The organism is Thalassospira australica (genome assembly GCF_000763295.1).
Classification (GTDB): Bacteria; Pseudomonadota; Alphaproteobacteria; order Rhodospirillales; family Thalassospiraceae; genus Thalassospira; species Thalassospira australica.
In genome coordinates this window covers 262,812-281,942 of the sequence record NZ_JRJE01000004.1, presented here as the reverse complement: position 1 = coordinate 281,942, position 19,131 = coordinate 262,812, and the positions used below count along the sequence as shown (strand labels likewise).

The window sequence follows — 19,131 nt, the reverse complement described above, 5'->3', positions numbered from 1 at the left end:
GTTTTCTGGGGGGGGCTAAGACGCCTTTGCCCCAAAGATATAGAACCGGCCCGTAATAAATTGCGGACCGGTTTTTTGTTAGTGCCCTAACCAATAAGCGGAGGATTCGGTTTCAGTGGGGAGATTGTTGAGTTTAAAAATCAATTAGAGGTTGATATTGGGGCGTTAATGACCTTACTCTTTTTGTGGCTTTCGTGCGAGCGGGACAACCGCACATGGGGAGGGGTCATGATGATCAAACGTGTTCGCCGCCAATTTCGCAGGTTGATGCTTGTTGGTGTTGCCTGCTGTATCTCAGGCACTGCTTGGGCGGAGGCGTGTTTGGCCTTTCGTGACAAGCCCATGGTGCCAACCGACCAGAAACTGTGCCAGTCCCTAAGCGCGACGGTATCTGATCCATCTGCCTTACCCCTTGATGAATACGAAAAGGCACTTTCGATGTTCTTTGATAACTGGTGCCATCGAAACACTGAGGCCGGCTGGGTTCGTGACAAATACGTTCGCGATACAGGTCCGTTTACGGCAAGCCGCGATACAACAGCGATTAACGGAAATTGGAGTGGGGCGTATCACGGAACGCATTCGCCCGTGGTCATCTGGTATTCGCCCGATATGGTCCAATGGATCGCTGAAAATCGAGGGCCAGATGGGACACGGTCTGGAACACAGACCCCCATTCCCGCAGGCGCGATCATGGTCAAGGAAATGTATCCGGCCCCTGCATCGGTTTGCGCCAAAAAAGACCCGCTGCATTTATGGCCGACAAGCGGTGCGGCGATCATGGTGCGTGACCCGGATGCATCTTTTGATGGATGGTTCTGGGGATGGTATGGCTGGCCCGGGTCTGGCTGGAAAGTGGATTGGCCTGCTGGTGAAAGTAATGCACCGCCCGGTATGGGGTTCGGTCAGTATTGTGTGAACTGCCATGGTTCTGCGCGTGACATGACCTTTGCCGAGTTGCGCAACATTGAAGGACACCCCGGGCAGCCCGAAGTTTTCCTGTCACAGGATTTCTTTAACAACCAGTTTCTTGGGACAACGGGGGGCGTTGCGCCCGCTGATTTGAAATCAGCAGATGGCAAAACCCCGGCCGGGGATATCCATAGTCTGCGCGCCAATGCCGAACCTGTTCCAGCCCCCTTGGGCAAGGCGCGTTCGGATGGTCATGAAGATATGACGGCAATCCTGACGGCATTTGCGAAGAACGGAAGTCCGTTTGACTACAACTTTACCCCGGTTCGTCAAATGCCGTCACAAACATATGATAATGTCTGGATGCCTTCGTCGGGGCCGTCACCTCACAGTCAGTTCATGACCAGCGATCAATGCGCAGGATGCCATGATGCGGGTAGCACGGGCCTGCAATTTGACATGACGATGCCCGACCCGCTTGGTAAGGAGCTGTTGAATTTGTCACCATATGCAACCTGGCGGTCTTCACCGATGGGGCTTGCTGGTCGTGACCCGATCTTCTTTGCCCAGCTTGCCAGCGAACTTCAAACCTTCCACAGCGAGAAACCCGACCTGGTTCAGAATACCTGTCTTGGCTGTCATGGCATCATGGGACAACGCCAGTTCCAGATTGATCAAAGCCTTGAACATGCAGGTGATACAGGTAGTGCGGTAGTTTGTGGTGACTTCCAGCGGTCCATGGTGGATGCCATTCCTTATGGGAATGGTCATGACGGCGGGCCACATGCTTCCTATGGGGCGCTGGCGCGTGATGGGATTTCCTGCATGGCGTGTCATCAGATGGTCTTGGGCGAGGAAGGGACCGCCAAGTACAAGGATGCGCCGCAAAATGCCTGCGTTCTTGAGCGTCAGGCCCAGCTAAACCCCAATGAGACGGGTTTTGCGAAGACATTCACCGGGAGCTTCCTGGTTGGGGATGCCGATACCCTTTACGGTCCGTTTGAGACGCCGAAAAAACACCCGATGGAATATACTTTGGGCATTACCCCGGCCAAGGGTAAAGCCATCAAGACATCGGAAATGTGTGGGACCTGTCATACGGTCCATCTGCCCGTTCTCAAGGACGGAAAGCAGGTCGGAACTGTGTATGAGCAGACAACATATGCGGAATGGGCGTTCAGTGACTTCAGGACGGGCTATACCGTTGATGGTGATTTGCCGCTTGGGCCCGGAAAGATGGCGCTGAGTTGTCAGGAATGCCATATGCCCAGCAGTGAAGATGGTGAAAAGTTCCGCAGCAAGATCGCCAGCATTCAGGAATATTCCACCTTCCCGGCCGCAGCCAACACGTTTGGTCCCGATCTTATTGATCTTCAACCACGTAAGGGTTTTGCGCGCCATACGCTGGTTGGGCTGAACCTGTTCCTTGTTGAAATGTTCCAGCAGTTCCCAGACATCATGGGCGTCCCGACGGCCGACCCGATGCTTGGTGCAAAAGGCGTTGATCCGCTCGCGTATACCGAACGTGCGATGATTGAACAGGCCCGGTCTGACACGGCAAGTATCAAGGTCGAAAACGTTTCAATGACGGATGAAAACCTGACTGCAGACGTGGCGATTGCCAGCCTGACCGGGCACAAATTCCCGTCCGGTGTTGGTTTCAGGCGTGCGTTTGTTACCTTTGAGGTTCTTGACGCCGGTAACGAGGTGATTTGGGCATCAGGTCGGGTCAATGGTGCGGGGGTTATTGTCGATGAGACCGATAATCCGGTGGATGGCGAACTTTGGTGGGATGCGCAATGCAAGGCGCGCACTGCACCGGAAGAACGACGCCATCAACCGCACTATCAGACTGTCGTCGCGCAAAATCAGGTCCAGATCTATCAGGAGCTGGTCAGCACACCGCCCCTTGATGACGGTGTTCCCTTTAGTTGCGGTCACAATGTCGCACCAAAGGGACAGTTAACAACGAGCTTCCTGTCGATTTGTGCAGAGGTCAAAGACAACCGCCTGCCGCCGGCCGGGTATCTTGGGCTTGATGACCGTATCGAGATTGCTGCGGCGATTGGCGCAGGCGAAGATCTGGCCGAGGATGCCGGTTTTACAGCCATTGGCGATGATCCGGATTATCAAAAGCCGACACCGACTGGTGGGGATAAGCTGACCTATGCGATTGATCGCAGCAAGATCAAGGGCACCCCGGCCTCTGTGAGGGCAAAGCTGTCCTATCAGGCGACCCCGCCATTCTACTTGCAGGACCGGTTCTGTACAGCCGAGGGGGACGATACAGAACGCCTTGCCTATCTGGTGGAGCACCTTAACCTTGATGACACTGCGGCCGAGAATTGGGCGTTCGAGGTGGTGAACACCGGCATCGTCGCGATCAAATAGGCGGGGGGCTCTGAGCGCGCCGAATGAAGCTGGACCAATGGTCGGGGTGAATGGCTTAGGCCGTGGTAAGCTGTGAAATCGCGTCGTGCAATTCGCGGTAGGTCGTGATGACGGCATCCGCGCCAAGTGACCTTGCCCGGGCATCATCAACTTCCATAGCAACTGCGATTGCGTGGATGCCTGCGGCACGGGCGGCATTGACGTCATTGGCGTGGTCGCCGACCATGACGGCGGTGTCGCTGGATTTATCAAAGCCAAGCTTTTCCAGAACGAAGCCAAGAAAACGACCATCCGGCTTTTTGACCTCAAACGAATCTCCGCCTGCGATCACGGCGAATAAATCGGCAATGCCGAGTTTGGCAAGGATCGCTTTGCAGGGGGCCTCGGGTTTATTCGAGGCCAATGCGATGGTCCAGCCATCTGATGTGAGTTGGCGAAGGACTGTTTCGACGTTTTCAAACAGGCGGGTATAGGCATAATCCGTTTCAACATAGCGCGCATTGAAATCGGCATTGAGTTCGTCAAGCATCGCATCGCTTGGCGTTGCCCCGCGCGCAGCAAAGGCGCGTTTGGTCAGCATCCATGTGCCATCGCCGAGCATCGCCTCAATATCATGGCGCACAAGTGGTGCATGGCCGTGTGCTGCGAGCAGCTCATTCATGGCAAACAGGATGTCATCAACCCCGTCAATAAGGGTGCCATCAAGGTCGAACAGAATGAATTTGGCCATCGGGTGGGGCTCCTTGGATGTGAATTGGCGGTGGTGGTGATGGGGGCCGCGTGGTTTATAGGAACTTAACGGAAACCATGCCATTAGGGTTCAAATTCATTCACATAATCATCCCGGTCACACGGATTTGTGCGGATATGCGGAGCGAAATCGCCGGAAGATCTATATTTTTCAAGATTTTACGACAAAATAGACCGTGCAAATCCGGGTGATCCGAAGGACAACTGATATGAGAGAAAGCCTCTGCGTCAAATCCCTTGACCGGGGATCACCCCGCTCTGCGGGCTTTTCCTTGCTTTTTTTCTCATATCAGTTGCCGCGGCGGTCATGTGAATGAGTTTGGACCCTAACAATCGGTAACATCTGCTAACAGCCGGTAACAAAACGTGATTCTTTATGGGCTTTTGCTCAAAAAGAATATGTTCTAAGACTTGCTTCAAATCAGACGGTCCGCGTAGTGAAAGTTTGGTTGCTCGATGTAGTAACAGGGGATGCTGCACGAAAATTGCAGCAGGCGAATTGATAAATGTCACGTGAATTAAGCGTAGTTGTTCTGGCCGCCGGGATGGGCACGCGCATGAAAAGCGCAATGCCCAAAGTCATGCATAAGGTCGCAGGCAAACCGATGGTCAATCACGTGATTGATACTGCAGCCCACCTCAATGCATCCAAGACCATGGTTGTGGTTGGGCCTGATATGCCCGATCTGATCAAAAGCGTATCGCCGCATCCGACGTTTGAGCAAACCGATCGTCTTGGCACTGCCCATGCGGTTCTGGCCGCCAGGGATGGTCTGGTGGGACTGACCGGTGAAGTGTTGGTTTTATATGCTGACAGTCCGCTTTTTACCGCTGATACGCTTGCGCGGCTGGTTGCTGCGCGCCAATCGGGGGATCATGCGGTTGCGGTTCTTGGGTTCCGCCCCGATGATCCGGCGGGCTACGGGCGTTTGGTCACGGATGCCAATACGGGTGAGTTGACCGCGATTGTCGAAGACAAGGAATGTGACGACGCACAGCGTCAGATCAATTTCTGCAATTCCGGTGTGATGTGTTTTCGCGCTGAAGACATGATCGCCAATCTTGAGGCAATTGATAATTCCAATGCCAAAGGTGAATATTATCTGACCGATGCGGTCGAAGTTGCCCGCAAGAACGGTCAAAGCTGTAGTGCGATCGAAGTGGATGAAGCCGAAACGCTTGGTGTCAATTCACGGACCCAGCTTGCCGTTGCCGAAGCAATCATTCAGGAACGCCTGCGCAGCCATGCGATGATCGAAGGTGCCACCCTGATTGATCCGGCATCGGTGTTTTTCAGTGCCGATACCAAGCTTGGCCGTGATGTGATTGTCGAACCCAATGTGGTGTTCGGGCCGGGTGTTACGGTCGGTGATAACACCGTGATCAAGGCGTTTAGCCACCTTGAAAGCTGTAATGTTGGGGCGGGTGCCGATATCGGCCCTTATGCGCGTTTGCGTCCGGGGGCGGAAATCGGGGCAGGTGCCAAGGTTGGCAATTTTGTCGAAATCAAAAAGGCCGTGGTCGAAGACGGGGCAAAGGTCAATCATCTGAGCTATATCGGTGATGCCCGTGTCGGGGCCAAGGCCAACATCGGGGCCGGGACGATTACGTGCAACTATGATGGTTTCCGCAAACAGCATACCGACATCGGGGCGGGGGCCTTTATCGGGTCGAACTCTGCACTTGTTGCGCCGGTTGAAATCGGCGACGGCGCGATTGTCGGCGCAGGCAGCACGATCACGGGCAAGGTCGATGCCGATGCGTTGGTGCTTACCCGTGCGGAGCGCGTTGAAAAGAAGGGCTGGGCGGCGACGTTTCGCGATAAAATGCGTGCGCTGACCGGCAAGAAATAATCCGGTGTACGGAAATTGAAATTGCTGCCCGGTAGTGTGGCAGCCAAGATGACAGCGATTTGAAGCAGGAAAAATACCAATATGTGCGGCATTATCGGGATTATCGGCAAAGACAGTGTGAGCGAGCGTATTCTTGAAGGCCTCAAGCGCCTTGAATATCGCGGCTATGACAGTGCGGGCATCGCGACACTCGTCAATGGCGACATTGAACGTCGCCGTGCCGAAGGCAAGCTGATCAACCTGGCCAATCGGTTGGGTGAAAGCCCGCTTTCTGGTGACGTTGGTATCGGTCATACCCGGTGGGCCACCCACGGTGTGCCGACCGAAAACAACGCCCATCCGCATACCGATGGCAAGGTTGCCGTCGTGCATAACGGCATCATTGAGAATTTTCAGGAAATCAAGGCAGAGCTGACGGCCAAGGGGCGCGTATTTGCCACTGATACCGACACCGAAGTGGTCGTGCATCTGGTATCGGATTTCCTGGATCAGGGCAAAACCCCGCGTGAAGCGGTGGCGGCCACCCTGCATCGCATCGAAGGGGCCTTTGCGCTGGTGATCATGATTGCCGGACAACATGACGTCATCTTTGGCGCGCGTCGCGGCACGCCGCTGGCCGTTGGGCTCGGCGATGGCGAGATGTATCTGGGATCCGATGCGATGGCGTTGTCGCATCTGACCAATAAGCTGATCTATCTTGAAGAAGGCGACTGGGTCGAAATGACCCGCGATCATGTTCAGGTCCGTGACGAAAATGATGAAGAAGTGACCCGCGAAACAAAGCTTTCAGCTGTTTCGGGGGCGATGATGGGCAAGGGCAATTATAATCACTTCATGCAGAAGGAAATCTTCGAGCAGCCTGCTGTGATTGGCGATACCCTGCATGCCTTTATCAATCCGGCGACCCAGACGATCAAGCTGCCTGACATGCCGTTTTCCTTTGCCGATGCCACGCGTTTGACGATTGTGGCCTGCGGGACGTCTTATTATGCCGGGCTGGTCGCCAAGCACTGGATCGAACGCTATGCCGGGCTGGGTGTGGATGTTGATGTGGCGTCCGAGTTCCGATATCGCTGCCCGCCGCTGCCGAAAGGCGGTGTGGCGCTGTTCATTTCACAGTCGGGCGAGACGCTTGATACGCTGGCCGCCCTTCGTTATGCCAAATCCAAGGGCCAAAAGATCGTTTCCATCGTCAATGTGCCCGAAAGCACCATTGCGCGTGAAAGCGATGTTGTCCTTTTGACCTATGCCGGACCGGAAATCGGGGTTGCCTCAACCAAGGCCTTTACAACACAGCTGACGGTGCTGGCGTGCCTTGCTGTGACCATTGGGCGTGAAAACGGCACCCTTTCCAAGCAGGAGGAAGGGGACATTGTGAGTGCACTGACCGAAGTGCCAAAACACGCAGCAGAAGTGCTTCATCATGACGAAGCGCTTAAACAGCTTGCCCTTGATGTTGCTGATGCGCGCGATGTGCTTTATCTCGGTCGTGGTCTTGGGTATCCGATTGCGATGGAAGGGGCGCTTAAGCTCAAGGAAATTTCCTATATCCACGCCGAAGGTTATGCCGCCGGTGAGATGAAACACGGGCCGATTGCCCTGATTGACCAGTCAGTGCCGATCATTGTCATCGCCCCCTCTGATGAACTGTTTGAAAAAACCGCATCAAACATGCAGGAAGCCGCCGCACGCGGTGGGCGGGTGATCTTTATCTCGGATGCGCCGGGGCTTGCCAAGCTGGGCGATATGGCTTCTGCCACGATTGAATTGCCCAAGGTCGCCGACTTTGTTGCACCGATCCTTTACACCATTCCGGTTCAGATGCTGGCTTATCATGTGGCGGTTCATAAGGGCACTGATGTTGATCAGCCCCGTAACCTTGCCAAATCGGTTACGGTCGAATAAGGGCGTATCTCGCACACTGAAAAACAAAAATCCGGGTGCTGAGCATCCGGATTTTTTTGTATTTGATTTTTGCATTGAACGCCGTTTGATGTGCCAATTGCTACATTATTTCGCCACCGTCAAAAGGGTTGTGCTTTGCAATGTAGTTCGAAAAGCGTTTCATGAACGCTGCGTATTCATCACTCAGGTAGTGGTAAACTGGCCCAACCTTAAGAACTTCGATCTGAACGGGTTCACGGCCTTTGGTGAAAGTGCGTTTTCGGATGGCACGCCTGATTGTGCTGTCTTCGGCAAGAAATCGATCAAAGGTTCCGGTATTGTAATGCAAAAGCACATCGCCAATATCATGATGCCCGCTGTTTGGCAGCATGGTCGCCTGCAGGTACTGTTCCTGCCAGGCAATGCCGATGGTGTAGCCAATGGTTTCATCTGAATAACGTTTGCTTCCCGCTGTTCCCCAGAGACTGTTGGAAATTTCAAGCAGCGGTACTTCGGAGCGAACAAACGGGCGGGTATACTGCTTTGCGCCAATCGGAAAGCGCAGGACTTCGCCATCTATCTGACCACTGTTAAATGCGATAAATCCACGTCGGCCGGGTAGGTCTATGATGTCGACCCGGCAGCCAAGCGCCCGATAGACTTCAAGCATGTTATCTAGGACATGCTCTGAAAGTCTGTCATTGCTGATGATGCCCAGGCGTTTGGGGCAATCGCTTTTTTGCTGAGCATCTGCAAGGTTTGGCAACATTAACGCGAACAAAAGCGCCAGCCATTGTGTTATACGTGCGGTTGATACCATCATTAATGCCATTTCGTGTGCAAATTCAAAAGCTTGCGCCTATAATAGATTAGACCTTTCGCAAGTCGAAACAAGACCCGCAGGCATCTAAGTTTTACTTACCGGGACGCCACAGACATGAAAACGGTTACGGGGACTTTGTTAAGAACACCACTGACACAGCGTGCAACGGCCTTGATGGTTGGAGCCCTTGCGGGGCTTGCAGGCTGTGCATCGGTTGCACCGACAGCAGATGATGTTGCGAGCCTGTCGTGCACTACGAAGCTTCAATATATAGACCGTCAAGTCGCGCAAAATGATGTGCGCAATGTTACGGCGGCACGCGTTTCCGGCTATCCGTTTTTGCGGGCCAACCGAAACTCGGTCCTGATGGGCGCGCAGATCGAACCTGAACTTTCAAATGATCACAACGGCACCGAGCTTTTCGCCGATTGGCTGTCGCAAATGCGCGACTTGGATCGCGCAGCGCGGGCAGCAGAGTTTCGCAATTTGCCGCAATCTGTTGGCATCACGCTGGATGAACTGGAAATTTGCGCTGAACAATTAGCCGCAGAACTAGACATTGATGATTATGCCAAGCTGGCTGAGGTCGTTTTCGTTCCTGATGACTATCTGGATTTTCAGCGCATAGCCGGACTTTACCCTTTGACAGCCTTTCCGGCCCACTTTGGGTACGAGGGGTGGAAGCGCGACAATCTGAGAAGTTTTGATCTGGCAGCAGACGAGTTGCAGCAAGCAGGGCCTTGGCAAAGTTATGGCCTTACCGGCATGGGGCAGCCTGCCGATGTGAAGCTTGCCAATATCAACACAGACAGCTTTGGCCGTCTTCTGCCGACACCATCTGGGTTAAAGGCATTGGTACGGGCATATGCACCGATCTTCAAGATTCGCACAGAAAGCGACAGCGACAAGATCGGGCTTCCGGTCCTTGGCGCCCGAGATGCCCTGTCTGATATTGATACCCGTCAGTCCACGATCTTTTATCGATTGGGCCATACCTATTTAAACGGGGCGTGGCATGCGCAAATTACCTATAGCGTCTGGTTCCCGGAACGGCCTGCGACAGGCATGTTTGATATCCTGGCCGGGCATCTTGATGCCTTGATCTGGCGGGTAACCCTTGATCACGATGGTATGCCATTGATTGCCGATAGTATTCATGGGTGCGGTTGCTATCATCTCTTCTTCCCGGGTTCGAGGCTGCAGCGTATCGCCGCACCGGAAGATGGTGATATTCGTGAAACGGCCGAAAGCCCGACCGGAACTGTCGATCCGGAAATATTGGCCCGGCCTGTTTTGTGGATTGATGCGGTCAGTCATTATTTATTGGCGATCACAGCCCGCGACGGGCAGGGGCAGAATGAACCCGTCGTGACGGCCAAGGAAATGCCGGAAAATAGTTTGAACAGCCTCATGCTTGGCGATGGGAGCGGCTATGCAAGCCTTTATGACGCGGATGGTTTCGTGCCCGGAACAGATCGGCTGGAGCGGTTTATCCTGTGGCCTTTGGGCATTGAGCGGCCCGGTGCAATGCGCCAATGGGGGCATCATGCGACGGCCTTTGTCGGGCGGCGGCATTTTGATGACCCTTTGATGTTTGACCGTTATTTTGCTGTTCGTTGATGTTTCTGCCGGTGATTGGCATTCTTGTTTTGCTTTTGTGGTTTGTTCGACCATCGCTGTCGACGGTAAACCGGTTTGGGTGCCTGAATATTTCGTGCCGTGATACGACGCAGGTAATATGCCTGTGGATGATTACAGCGCCGTCACCCTTAACAAATGTATGCGATTTTCCTTGGTATTCCGGGCTGTGCGAATTTTATGTAAACGGGGTTGCATCCCCGGGGTGAAAGTGGTGTGATCGGCGCGCTTTGAAGGCGGCTGATTTCTGCGGCGCTGCAACGGTGCCTAAATGGCAAAAATCGTGACATTTCTGCGTCTTTTTGCATCTTCCTATTGACTTTGGACAGGTACTCCAATAAATGCTGTTAGCACTCGCCGGGGGTGAGTGCTAATACGGGCTCATCCCGGTTAGTCTTAGTTATTAACGAGCCTTAGCTTTAACACGGAGTTGTCTAAAATGAAGTTCCGTCCGCTGCATGATCGCGTCCTGGTACGTCGTGTCGAATCTGACACCAAGACTGCCGGTGGCATCATTATTCCGGATACCGCGAAAGAAAAACCGCAGGAAGGCGAAGTCGTCGCTGTGGGTTCTGGCGCGCGCAAAGAAGACGGCTCGGTTGCCGCTCTTGACGTCAAAGCAGGTGACAAAGTCCTGTTTGGCAAATGGTCGGGCACCGAAGTCAAGGTTGACGGCGAAGAGCTGTTGATCATGAAAGAGTCCGACATCATGGGCATCATGGAATAAGTCAGCCCTTTGGGTGACTTAAGTCCACGTTCATCCGTCTCATAGAGAGGAAAGAATATTATGGCTGCTAAAGAAGTAAAATTCTCGACCGACGCACGCGCTAAAATGCTGCGCGGTGTCGACATCCTGGCAGATGCTGTCAAGGTGACGCTCGGCCCGAAAGGTCGTAACGTTGTTATCGAAAAATCCTTTGGCGCACCGCGCGTAACCAAGGATGGTGTTTCGGTCGCCAAAGAAATCGAACTGACCGACAAGTTCGAAAACATGGGCGCACAGATGGTTCGCGAAGTCGCGTCGAAAACCGCCGATCTGGCTGGTGACGGCACCACGACCGCAACCGTTCTGGCACAGTCGATCGTTCGTGAAGGCAACAAGTCTGTTGCTGCCGGCATGAACCCGATGGACCTGAAACGCGGTATCGACCTTGCGACTGCCAAAGTCATCGAATCGATTTCCAGCCGTGCACGTAAAGTTGCCGGTCGCGATGAGATCGCACAGGTTGGTAACATCTCGGCTAACGGTGACCGTGAAGTCGGCGACATGATCGCTGAAGCCATGGAAAAAGTTGGCAACGAAGGTGTTATCACCGTCGAAGAAGCAAAAGGCCTGCACACCGAACTCGACGTTGTCGAAGGCATGCAGTTCGACCGTGGTTACCTGTCTCCGTACTTCGTAACCAACCCGGAGAAAATGGTCGCAGAAATGGATGCTCCGTACATCCTGCTGTTCGACAAGAAAATCTCCTCGCTTCAGCCGATCCTTCCGCTGCTTGAGTCGGTCGTTCAGTCCGGCAAGCCGCTTCTGATCATTGCTGAAGACATCGAAGGCGAAGCACTGGCAACCCTGGTTGTCAACAAGCTGCGCGGTGGTCTGAAAATCGCTGCTGTTAAAGCACCGGGCTTCGGCGACCGTCGTAAAGCAATGCTTGAAGACATCGCGATCCTTACCGGTGGTCAGGTTGTTTCCGAAGATCTCGGCATCAAGCTGGAAAGCGTTACGCTTGACATGCTCGGTACCGCGAAATCGGTTACCATCACCAAAGAAGAAACCACCATCGTTGATGGTGCCGGTGAGAAAGCACAGATCGAAGCACGTGTCGGCCAGATCCGCGCTCAGATCGAAGAAACCTCCTCTGATTACGATCGTGAAAAACTGCAGGAACGTCTTGCGAAACTCGCAGGCGGTGTTGCCGTGATCAAAATCGGTGGCGCTTCGGAAATCGAAGTGAAAGAACGCAAAGACCGCGTTGACGATGCCCTGCACGCGACCCGCGCTGCTGTTGAAGAAGGCATTGTTGCTGGTGGTGGTACGGCTCTGCTGTACTCCGTCAAGGCGCTTGAAGGTCTTGAAGGTGAAAACCATGACCAGACCATCGGTGTCGACATCGTTCGTCGTGCACTGCAGTCTCCGGTTCGCCAGATTGCTCAGAACGCAGGTGTTGACGGCGCAGTTGTCGCTGGCAAGCTGCTTGAGCAGGATGACGTCGAGTTCGGTTATGACGCCCAGAAAGGCGAATACACCAACCTCGTTAAAGCTGGCATCATCGACCCGGCCAAAGTTGTTCGTACTGCCCTGCAGGACGCAGCATCGGTCGCTGGTCTGCTGATCACCACCGAATGCATGATCGCTGAGAAGCCGGAAGACAAACCGGCTGGCGGCGGCGCACCTGACATGGGTGGCATGGGTGGTATGGGCGGCATGGGCGGTATGGGCTTCTAAGCCTTACCAACCAACCGACCTTTACACTACAGGAAGGGCTCCGCAATCGCGGGGCCCTTTTCTGTTGGCAGGGCATTAAAGCTGTATCTGTCTGTCACGAAAAAGCCCGGCTGATCAGCCGGGCTTTTCATTCATTTTCTGGTGTGGCTGCGGATCAACCAAACAGTTTCTTTAAGGTGCGTGGTTGGCAACGCAAATACTGCGGGGCTGCCTTAACCTCGGCACCGAGTGCTGCTGCTGCATGCCACGGCCAGCGCGGGTCATAAAGAATGCCGCGCGCAAGAGCGATGGCATCGGCCTGGCCGGTGAAGGTGATGGCTTCGGCCTGTTCGGCCTCGGTGATCAGGCCAACGGCAATGGTTGGCAGGCTGGTTTCGGATTTGATCCGTGCGGCAAACGGTACCTGATAGTTCGGGCCAAGCGGGATTTTCTGATCGATGTGCAGCCCGCCCGATGACACATCAATAAAATCACATCCCCGGTCCTCAAGCAGTTTGGCAAGCGCGACGCTTTGATCAATGTCCCAGCCATCATCAACCCAGTCGGTTGCAGAGATACGAATACCAACAGGGTAATCTGTCCCGACCGCATCGCGGATTGCATCATAGATTTCCAGAACAAGTCGGGTCCGGTTTTCAAATGATCCGCCGTATTCATCATCGCGCTTGTTGGCGTGGGGGGACAGGAACTGATGGAGCAGATAGCCATGGGCAGCATGAATTTCGATGGCATCAAATCCAAGGCGAACAGAACGTTGTGCACTTTCGGCAAAGGCCGAAACGATTTGTGCAATTCGCGATTTTGAAAGGGCTTCCGGGATTGGGTCACCATCTCGAAACGGGACAGCGGATGGGGCAACGACCTGCCAGCCATTGGCATGGGCAGGGTCAATGGCCGCGCCACCGTCCCAGGGATTCTCGCAGGATGCCTTGCGCCCGGCATGGGCCAGTTGAATGGCAATCGGCATGTCGGAATGACTGCGTACTGCCGTCAGGGTTTTGGCCAGGGCCGTTTCTGTTTCATCATCCCACAGGCCAAGATCCCCGTAGGTAATCCGGCCTTCCGGCTCAACGGCCGTTGCTTCAACGATCAGAAGCCCGGCACCGCTTTGGGCCAGATTGCCCAAATGCATGTCATGCCAGTGGGTGGCTTTGCCGTGATCGGCGGAATACTGGCACATCGGCGCAATGATGATGCGGTTATCAAGGGGCAGCTTACCCAAAGACAGCGGGGTGAAAAGAGTGCTCATATGCGTTCCTTTAACTCGGAGGGTGGCATGAGGGCGCCAATCAATGGCATGAAGCTAATTCGTGGGGGGAATACGCGCCACCACCATCTTGCATTTTTCCAAGGAATGGAATGCCAGCAAGGATTTGTGCAAGGACGTGATCAGAAAAAATCAAAAACCGCAAAAAAATGTATCGACCCACTTGCAGAAAATTTCACCTGATCTATCTCATGGTTGGAAAGGGACATGGTGTCCCGATACGCGTCAAGGTTGCAGCCTGGTCTGGACTGATGGCGCAAGAATACTCGTCTGTAACGGAGGGTACTAAAATGACTGGTCTTCAGACTCTTAATGGATCCCGTCGTCTGGCTTCTGCACCGACTTACGGTGATCCTTTCACACTTATTTCCCGCGATGTTGATCGCATGATCGGCTCGATCTTCGGTCATCATGCAACGCCGTCCACGGCGTCATCCGAAGAAGGCGATGTGGCCAAAAATTGGCTGAGCCCGAGCATTGATGTCTTTGATGCCGAGGATCACGTCGAACTGACAGCCGAACTTCCCGGTGTCGAGCAGGACGATGTTGATGTCGAAGTCCTTGAAGGCGTTTTGACCATCACCGGTGAAAAGAAAACCACTCGCGAAAGCAACGAAGGTGCCCGCGTCGTTGAGCGCACCTACGGCAGCTTTAAACGGTCATTCCGCCTGAATGATAACATTGATGCCGACAATATCACGGCGTCGTTCAAGAACGGTGTTCTGCTGCTTACTCTTCCAAAGGTAGCAGAGCAAAAGCCTGAGCCGCGCAAGATTGCGGTTAGTGGCTAATGTCTGTCTCTCCTCCCTGAAGAAGCTTTCCCTGATAGACTGGCGGGCGGTTTTTACCGCCCGTCTTTTTTTGTGTTGTGATCATCGGATCTAGGGTCCTGACCCTATTGGCGGTGCTACTTGTTGCTGGCGTAGCCGCTGCAATGTTCAAGGGGCATGTCAAACATGCCGGTCTGGTCAAAGCGTTCAAGGGCTGCGGTCCAGGGGGCAAGATCGATGTTCTGTGCCTTAAGCCAGTCGGGGTTGTAATAGGTGTCGCAATAACGATCGCCGCCATCACACAGCATGGTGACGACCGACCCGGTTTGACCTGCTTTTTTCATCTCAGTGATCAGAGACAAGGTTGCGATCAGATTGGTGCCGGTTGATCCGCCACATCTGCGACCAAGATGTTTTTCAAGATAGTAAAGGGCGGAGAAGCTTGCAGCATCGGGAATGCGATACATACGATCAACCACGGTCGGATTAAAGCTTGGTTCCACGCGCGGGCGACCAATGCCTTCAACCCGTGATCCCTTATCGCCGGTGACCGAACAGTCCCCCGTTTCATAGCCATCATAAAATACCGAATTTTCCGGGTCGGCAACGCACAGTTCGCAGCCTTGACCAAGAGTTCGTCCATAGCGGATGTAGCGGCCAATCGTGGATGATGTACCACCTGTGCCAGCCCCGACGACGATCCAGCGCGGAATGGGATGACTTTCGCGTTTTAGCTGATCAAAGATGCTTTCGGCGATGTTGTTGTTGCCCCGCCAATCGGTTGCACGTTCGGCATAGGTGAACTGATCCATGTAGTGCCCGCCAAGCTCATGGGCGAGGCGCTGGGATTCCTGATAGATTTGCCCGCTGTGATCGACCAGATGGCTTTCACCGCCATAAAAGGCGATCTGATCAATCTTCTGCTGGGACGTTGATTTTGGCATGACAGCAATAAACCGAAGACCCAGTAACCGTGCAAAATAGGCCTCTGACACAGCAGTCGATCCGCTGGATGCCTCGATGATGGGGGTGTCCCTGGTGATCCAGCCATTGCACAGGCCATACAAAAACAGTGATCGCGCCAACCGGTGTTTCAGGCTGCCTGATGGGTGGGTGGATTCATCTTTCAGATATAATCCGATCCCCTCAAGCCTTGGCAGGTCAAGGCGGATCAGATGGGTATCTGCTGACCGGTTGAAATCGGCTTCGATGGTGCTGATGGCATCTGCTACCCACTGACGATCATATGACATGAAACATCCTGATGTCTGATTGAACCTTTGATCCTTGCCCGGTGTACCCGCGCACGACATCTGTTTAGGAGAAAATAATACAAAAAACGATAGTAAAATTGTCTCGATACATTTGGCCTAATCGCAGCGGCCTGTATGATTTTTGACAGATTGGGCTTGCTAACACTTTTTTCAAAGCTAACCTCTAGGATGACAGGTTATCGATTCCTTTGATTTGATCCGCGATTTGACGGGATGGCTTGAAAAGCATGGCTGAAGACGAAAGTGATCCATTTACCGTACGCATGGGGGCCTCCGAAATCGGGGCGGCTTATGATGTGCCTGTGCGCGTTTCAACGGTGATTGGCAAAAGCCAGATCCAGGTTGCCCAGTTGATGCGCCTGACCCGTGGCGCCGTTCTTGAACTGGACCGCCGCGTCGGGGAGCCGGTTGATATATACGTCAATAACCGTCTTGTTGCCCGTGGGGAACTGGTCGTTGTGGATGAAAACCTTGGTGTGACGATCACCGAAGTTGTTAAAACCGGTACGATCATCGAAACCCATCATTAAGCACAGCATCAAGATCGGCAATCGGACCCGTCCCGCTTTTTCCATGTGATTCCAACCCACCTTGTTTGATTGGCAGGTGGGTTTTGTTTTTTTGTGCCGATGGAACTTCATTGGTTTCCTACACGTTTGAGGATAGTACCCCTTTGAAACGCTGCGGTTCAGGCATTTCCGGCTGTGACGTTTGACTGGTTCACTCAAACGAAGGAAACCCCATGGTTAATCTTTTGACATCAGGGCTTTTAACCCTGATTGGCCTGGCACTTGCGATTGGCGGTGTCTGGCTGATTGCGGTTGGCGGAAGCTGGTATTACGCCTTGGCCGGGATCGCGTTTCTGGTGATGGGCTTTTTGTCATTCAAACGTAAACCGGTTGTCTTGCCGCTTTATGCCGCGTTTCTGGTTGCAAGTCTGGCATGGGCTATGTGGGAAGTCGGTTTTGACTGGTGGCAATTGGCGCCGCGTGGCGGATTAACCGTCCTCATCGGCCTTTGGCTGCTGACCCCTTGGTTCCGTAAAACACTTGATCACGCACAAGGACAGCATGATGCGCATGGCGCACCAAGACGTTCGTTCGTCCTGGAAGGCAGTATTGTGCTTGCTGTTATTGTTGCGGTTTATTCGATGATGAATACGCCAAACGAAACCGATGGGGCCTTGCGCACGGACGCGGTTGTCGAACAGCCAAACCTTGGGGGCACCGTTCCGGAAGGGGAATGGCATCAATATGGGCGTACCCCCTATGGGCAACGCTATTCCCCGCTGGATCAGATCACACCTGAAAATGTCGCAAATCTTGAGCAAGCCTGGGTTTATCAGACCGGGGACGTTAAACGTGAAGATGATGTGCCTGAAACGACCTATCAGGTTACCCCGTTGAAAGTGGGGGATACGCTTTATCTTTGCACGCCCCACAGCTGGGCGATTGCGATCGATGCCAAAACCGGGCAGGAAAAATGGAAATTTGATCCGGGCATTCCACAGAACCCGGATCGGCAGCACCAGACATGCCGTGGCGTAACCTATTACAAAGACCCGGCAACAACCAGTTCAGGGCCATGCACGGCACGTGTGTATCTGCCGACATCGGATGCGCGCCTGATCGCGCTGGATGCCGATACGGGTGAAATTTGCCCGTCATTTGGCGATGAAGGCACCGTGCATCTTGAAAAAAACATGCCCTATAACCCGGCCGGATATTACTATTCGACATCCCCGCCGGTTGCCGCCGATGGCAAGATCATTATTGGCGGGGCGGTCAATGACAACTATTCGGTCAAATCCCAGTCGGGCGTTATTCGTGCCTTTGACATTGATACCGGTGAATTGATCTGGAATTGGGATTCCGGCAATCCGGAACAGACTGAACCGATCGCTGAAGGGCAGACCTATACAACCAATTCCCCAAACAGCTGGTCTGTATCAAGTGCCGATGAAGATCTTGGCATGATCTATGTTCCGCTTGGCAACAAGGTTCCTGATCAGCTGGGCATGAACCGTGATGAGAATGTCGAAAAATACGCATCATCGATTGTCGCGCTCAGCCTTGAAACCGGGCAGGTCCAGTGGGTACGCCAGACGGTCCATCACGATTTGTGGGATATGGATGTGCCAGCACAGCCGGCCTTGCTTGATATCAATGATGCCGACGGGAATCCGGTTCCCGCCTTGGTCGGGCCAACCAAACAAGGTGATATCTATGTTCTGGATCGTCGCACCGGTGAGCCGATCATTCCGGTAAAAGAGGTTCCCGCGCCGGGCGGGGCGATCCCCGAAGATTATACCGCGCCAACCCAGCCGGTATCGGGTTTGACCTTTATGCCCGAACCGCTGACCGGCAGGGATATGTGGGGGCTTACGCTGTTTGATCAGATGGCGTGCCGGATTGCCTTCCATCAATTGAAATATGACGGGCGGTACACCCCGCCATCCTTGCAGGGCACCCTGGTGTATCCCGGTAATTTCGGAACGTTTAACTGGGGCAGCGTTGCGGTCGATCCGGAACGTCAGACGATGTTTGGCATGCCGACCTATCTTGCCTTTACATCGCGGCTTGTTCCACGCGAAGACGTGCCACCGAGCGGTTCGGAAAAGGCCAGTGAAATGGGGCTGAATCGAAATGAAGGCGCGCCTTATGCCGTTGAAATGGGACCCTTCCTGTCACCGGTCGGCATCCCGTGTCAGGCCCCGCCGTGGGGATATGTCGCCGGTGCAGACCTTCAAACCGGCGAGATTGCCTATAAACGCAAAAACGGCACGGTCGAGGACATGACACCATTGCCCTTGCCATTCGAGGTCGGCGTGCCCGGCATCGGTGGTCCGATCCTGACCAAAAGCGGATTGGCGTTTCTTGGTGCGGCGGTCGATAACTACTTCCGGGCCTATGATGCCGCCACCGGCAAACAGCTTTGGGAGGCCCGCCTTCCGGCAGGTGGCCAGTCAACACCAATGACTTATACAACCGACGACGGTGCGCAATATGTTCTGATTGTTGCAGGCGGTCACGGATCAATCGGGACGAAACCTGGCGATTACGTGATTGCGTATAAATTGCCCGAATAATCGGCAACCTGACGCCGAAATCCCTGACCAAGAGG

General features: G+C 53.8%; 14 protein-coding genes. 10 read left to right on the top strand and 4 right to left on the bottom strand.

The features are described from left to right. The first annotated feature begins 228 nt into the window (after positions 1–228). Entirely contained in the window at positions 229–3,303 is a 3,075-nt protein-coding gene (locus JF44_RS0103965) for a hypothetical protein (protein WP_033067630.1), read from the top strand. Between the two features lie 55 nt (positions 3,304–3,358). Here the strand turns inward: JF44_RS0103965 and JF44_RS0103960 are convergent, their stop codons facing one another. Then, the gene (locus JF44_RS0103960) at positions 3,359–4,033 is read right to left on the bottom strand and encodes an HAD-IA family hydrolase (protein WP_033067629.1); all 675 of its coding nucleotides are present in this window, start codon (positions 4,031–4,033) and stop codon (positions 3,359–3,361) included. Between the two features lie 526 nt (positions 4,034–4,559). On the opposite strand from JF44_RS0103960, the gene glmU reads away from it, so the two are divergent. Then, on the top strand, positions 4,560–5,906 hold the full coding sequence (gene glmU, locus JF44_RS0103955) for a bifunctional UDP-N-acetylglucosamine diphosphorylase/glucosamine-1-phosphate N-acetyltransferase GlmU (RefSeq protein ID WP_033067628.1): 1,347 nt from the start codon (positions 4,560–4,562) through the stop codon (positions 5,904–5,906). Between the two features lie 81 nt (positions 5,907–5,987). Next, entirely contained in the window at positions 5,988–7,811 is a 1,824-nt protein-coding gene (gene glmS, locus JF44_RS0103950) for a glutamine--fructose-6-phosphate transaminase (isomerizing) (RefSeq protein ID WP_033067627.1), read from the top strand. Positions 7,812–7,911: 100 nt separating this feature from the next. Here the strand turns inward: glmS and JF44_RS0103945 are convergent, their stop codons facing one another. Continuing rightward, positions 7,912–8,613 (bottom strand): hypothetical protein, encoded by a 702-nt coding sequence (locus JF44_RS0103945; protein ID WP_033067626.1) that lies wholly within the window; start codon positions 8,611–8,613, stop codon positions 7,912–7,914. A gap of 114 nt (positions 8,614–8,727) precedes the next feature. On the opposite strand from JF44_RS0103945, the gene JF44_RS0103940 reads away from it, so the two are divergent. From JF44_RS0103940 to groL, 3 genes are all read left to right on the top strand, one after another. Further along, positions 8,728–10,233 (top strand): hypothetical protein, encoded by a 1,506-nt coding sequence (locus tag JF44_RS0103940; protein WP_156111586.1) that lies wholly within the window; start codon positions 8,728–8,730, stop codon positions 10,231–10,233. Positions 10,234–10,690: 457 nt separating this feature from the next. Next, a complete protein-coding gene (groES, locus tag JF44_RS0103930) occupies positions 10,691–10,978 on the top strand; it encodes a co-chaperone GroES (RefSeq protein WP_033067623.1) in 288 nt (95 codons plus the stop codon). A gap of 60 nt (positions 10,979–11,038) precedes the next feature. Further along, a complete protein-coding gene (gene groL, locus JF44_RS0103925) occupies positions 11,039–12,697 on the top strand; it encodes a chaperonin GroEL (RefSeq protein ID WP_033067622.1) in 1,659 nt (552 codons plus the stop codon). A 154-nt stretch (positions 12,698–12,851) separates the two neighbouring features. Here groL and JF44_RS0103920 read toward each other — a convergent pair whose 3' ends face one another. After that, a complete protein-coding gene (locus tag JF44_RS0103920) occupies positions 12,852–13,946 on the bottom strand; it encodes an NADH:flavin oxidoreductase/NADH oxidase (RefSeq protein WP_033067621.1) in 1,095 nt (364 codons plus the stop codon). Between JF44_RS0103920 and JF44_RS20270 the strand changes: the two genes are divergently transcribed. Both JF44_RS20270 and JF44_RS0103915 read left to right on the top strand, forming a co-directional pair. Beyond that, on the top strand, positions 13,947–14,147 hold the full coding sequence (locus JF44_RS20270; RefSeq protein WP_156111585.1) for a hypothetical protein: 201 nt from the start codon (positions 13,947–13,949) through the stop codon (positions 14,145–14,147). A 107-nt stretch (positions 14,148–14,254) separates the two neighbouring features. Further along, on the top strand, positions 14,255–14,755 hold the full coding sequence (locus JF44_RS0103915; RefSeq protein WP_033067715.1) for an Hsp20/alpha crystallin family protein: 501 nt from the start codon (positions 14,255–14,257) through the stop codon (positions 14,753–14,755). 116 nt (positions 14,756–14,871) lie between these two features. Here the strand turns inward: JF44_RS0103915 and JF44_RS0103910 are convergent, their stop codons facing one another. Further along, positions 14,872–15,987 (bottom strand): PLP-dependent cysteine synthase family protein, encoded by a 1,116-nt coding sequence (locus JF44_RS0103910; protein WP_033067714.1) that lies wholly within the window; start codon positions 15,985–15,987, stop codon positions 14,872–14,874. 248 nt (positions 15,988–16,235) lie between these two features. Here JF44_RS0103910 and fliN point away from each other — a divergent pair, with 248 nt between their 5' ends. Beyond that, positions 16,236–16,538 carry a flagellar motor switch protein FliN gene (gene fliN, locus JF44_RS0103905; RefSeq protein ID WP_033067620.1) on the top strand — a complete coding sequence of 101 codons (303 nt, stop codon included), beginning with the start codon at positions 16,236–16,238 and terminating at the stop codon, positions 16,536–16,538. A 212-nt stretch (positions 16,539–16,750) separates the two neighbouring features. Next, a complete protein-coding gene (locus JF44_RS0103900) occupies positions 16,751–19,096 on the top strand; it encodes a glucose/quinate/shikimate family membrane-bound PQQ-dependent dehydrogenase (protein WP_033067619.1) in 2,346 nt (781 codons plus the stop codon). Positions 19,097–19,131 lie beyond the last annotated feature (35 nt).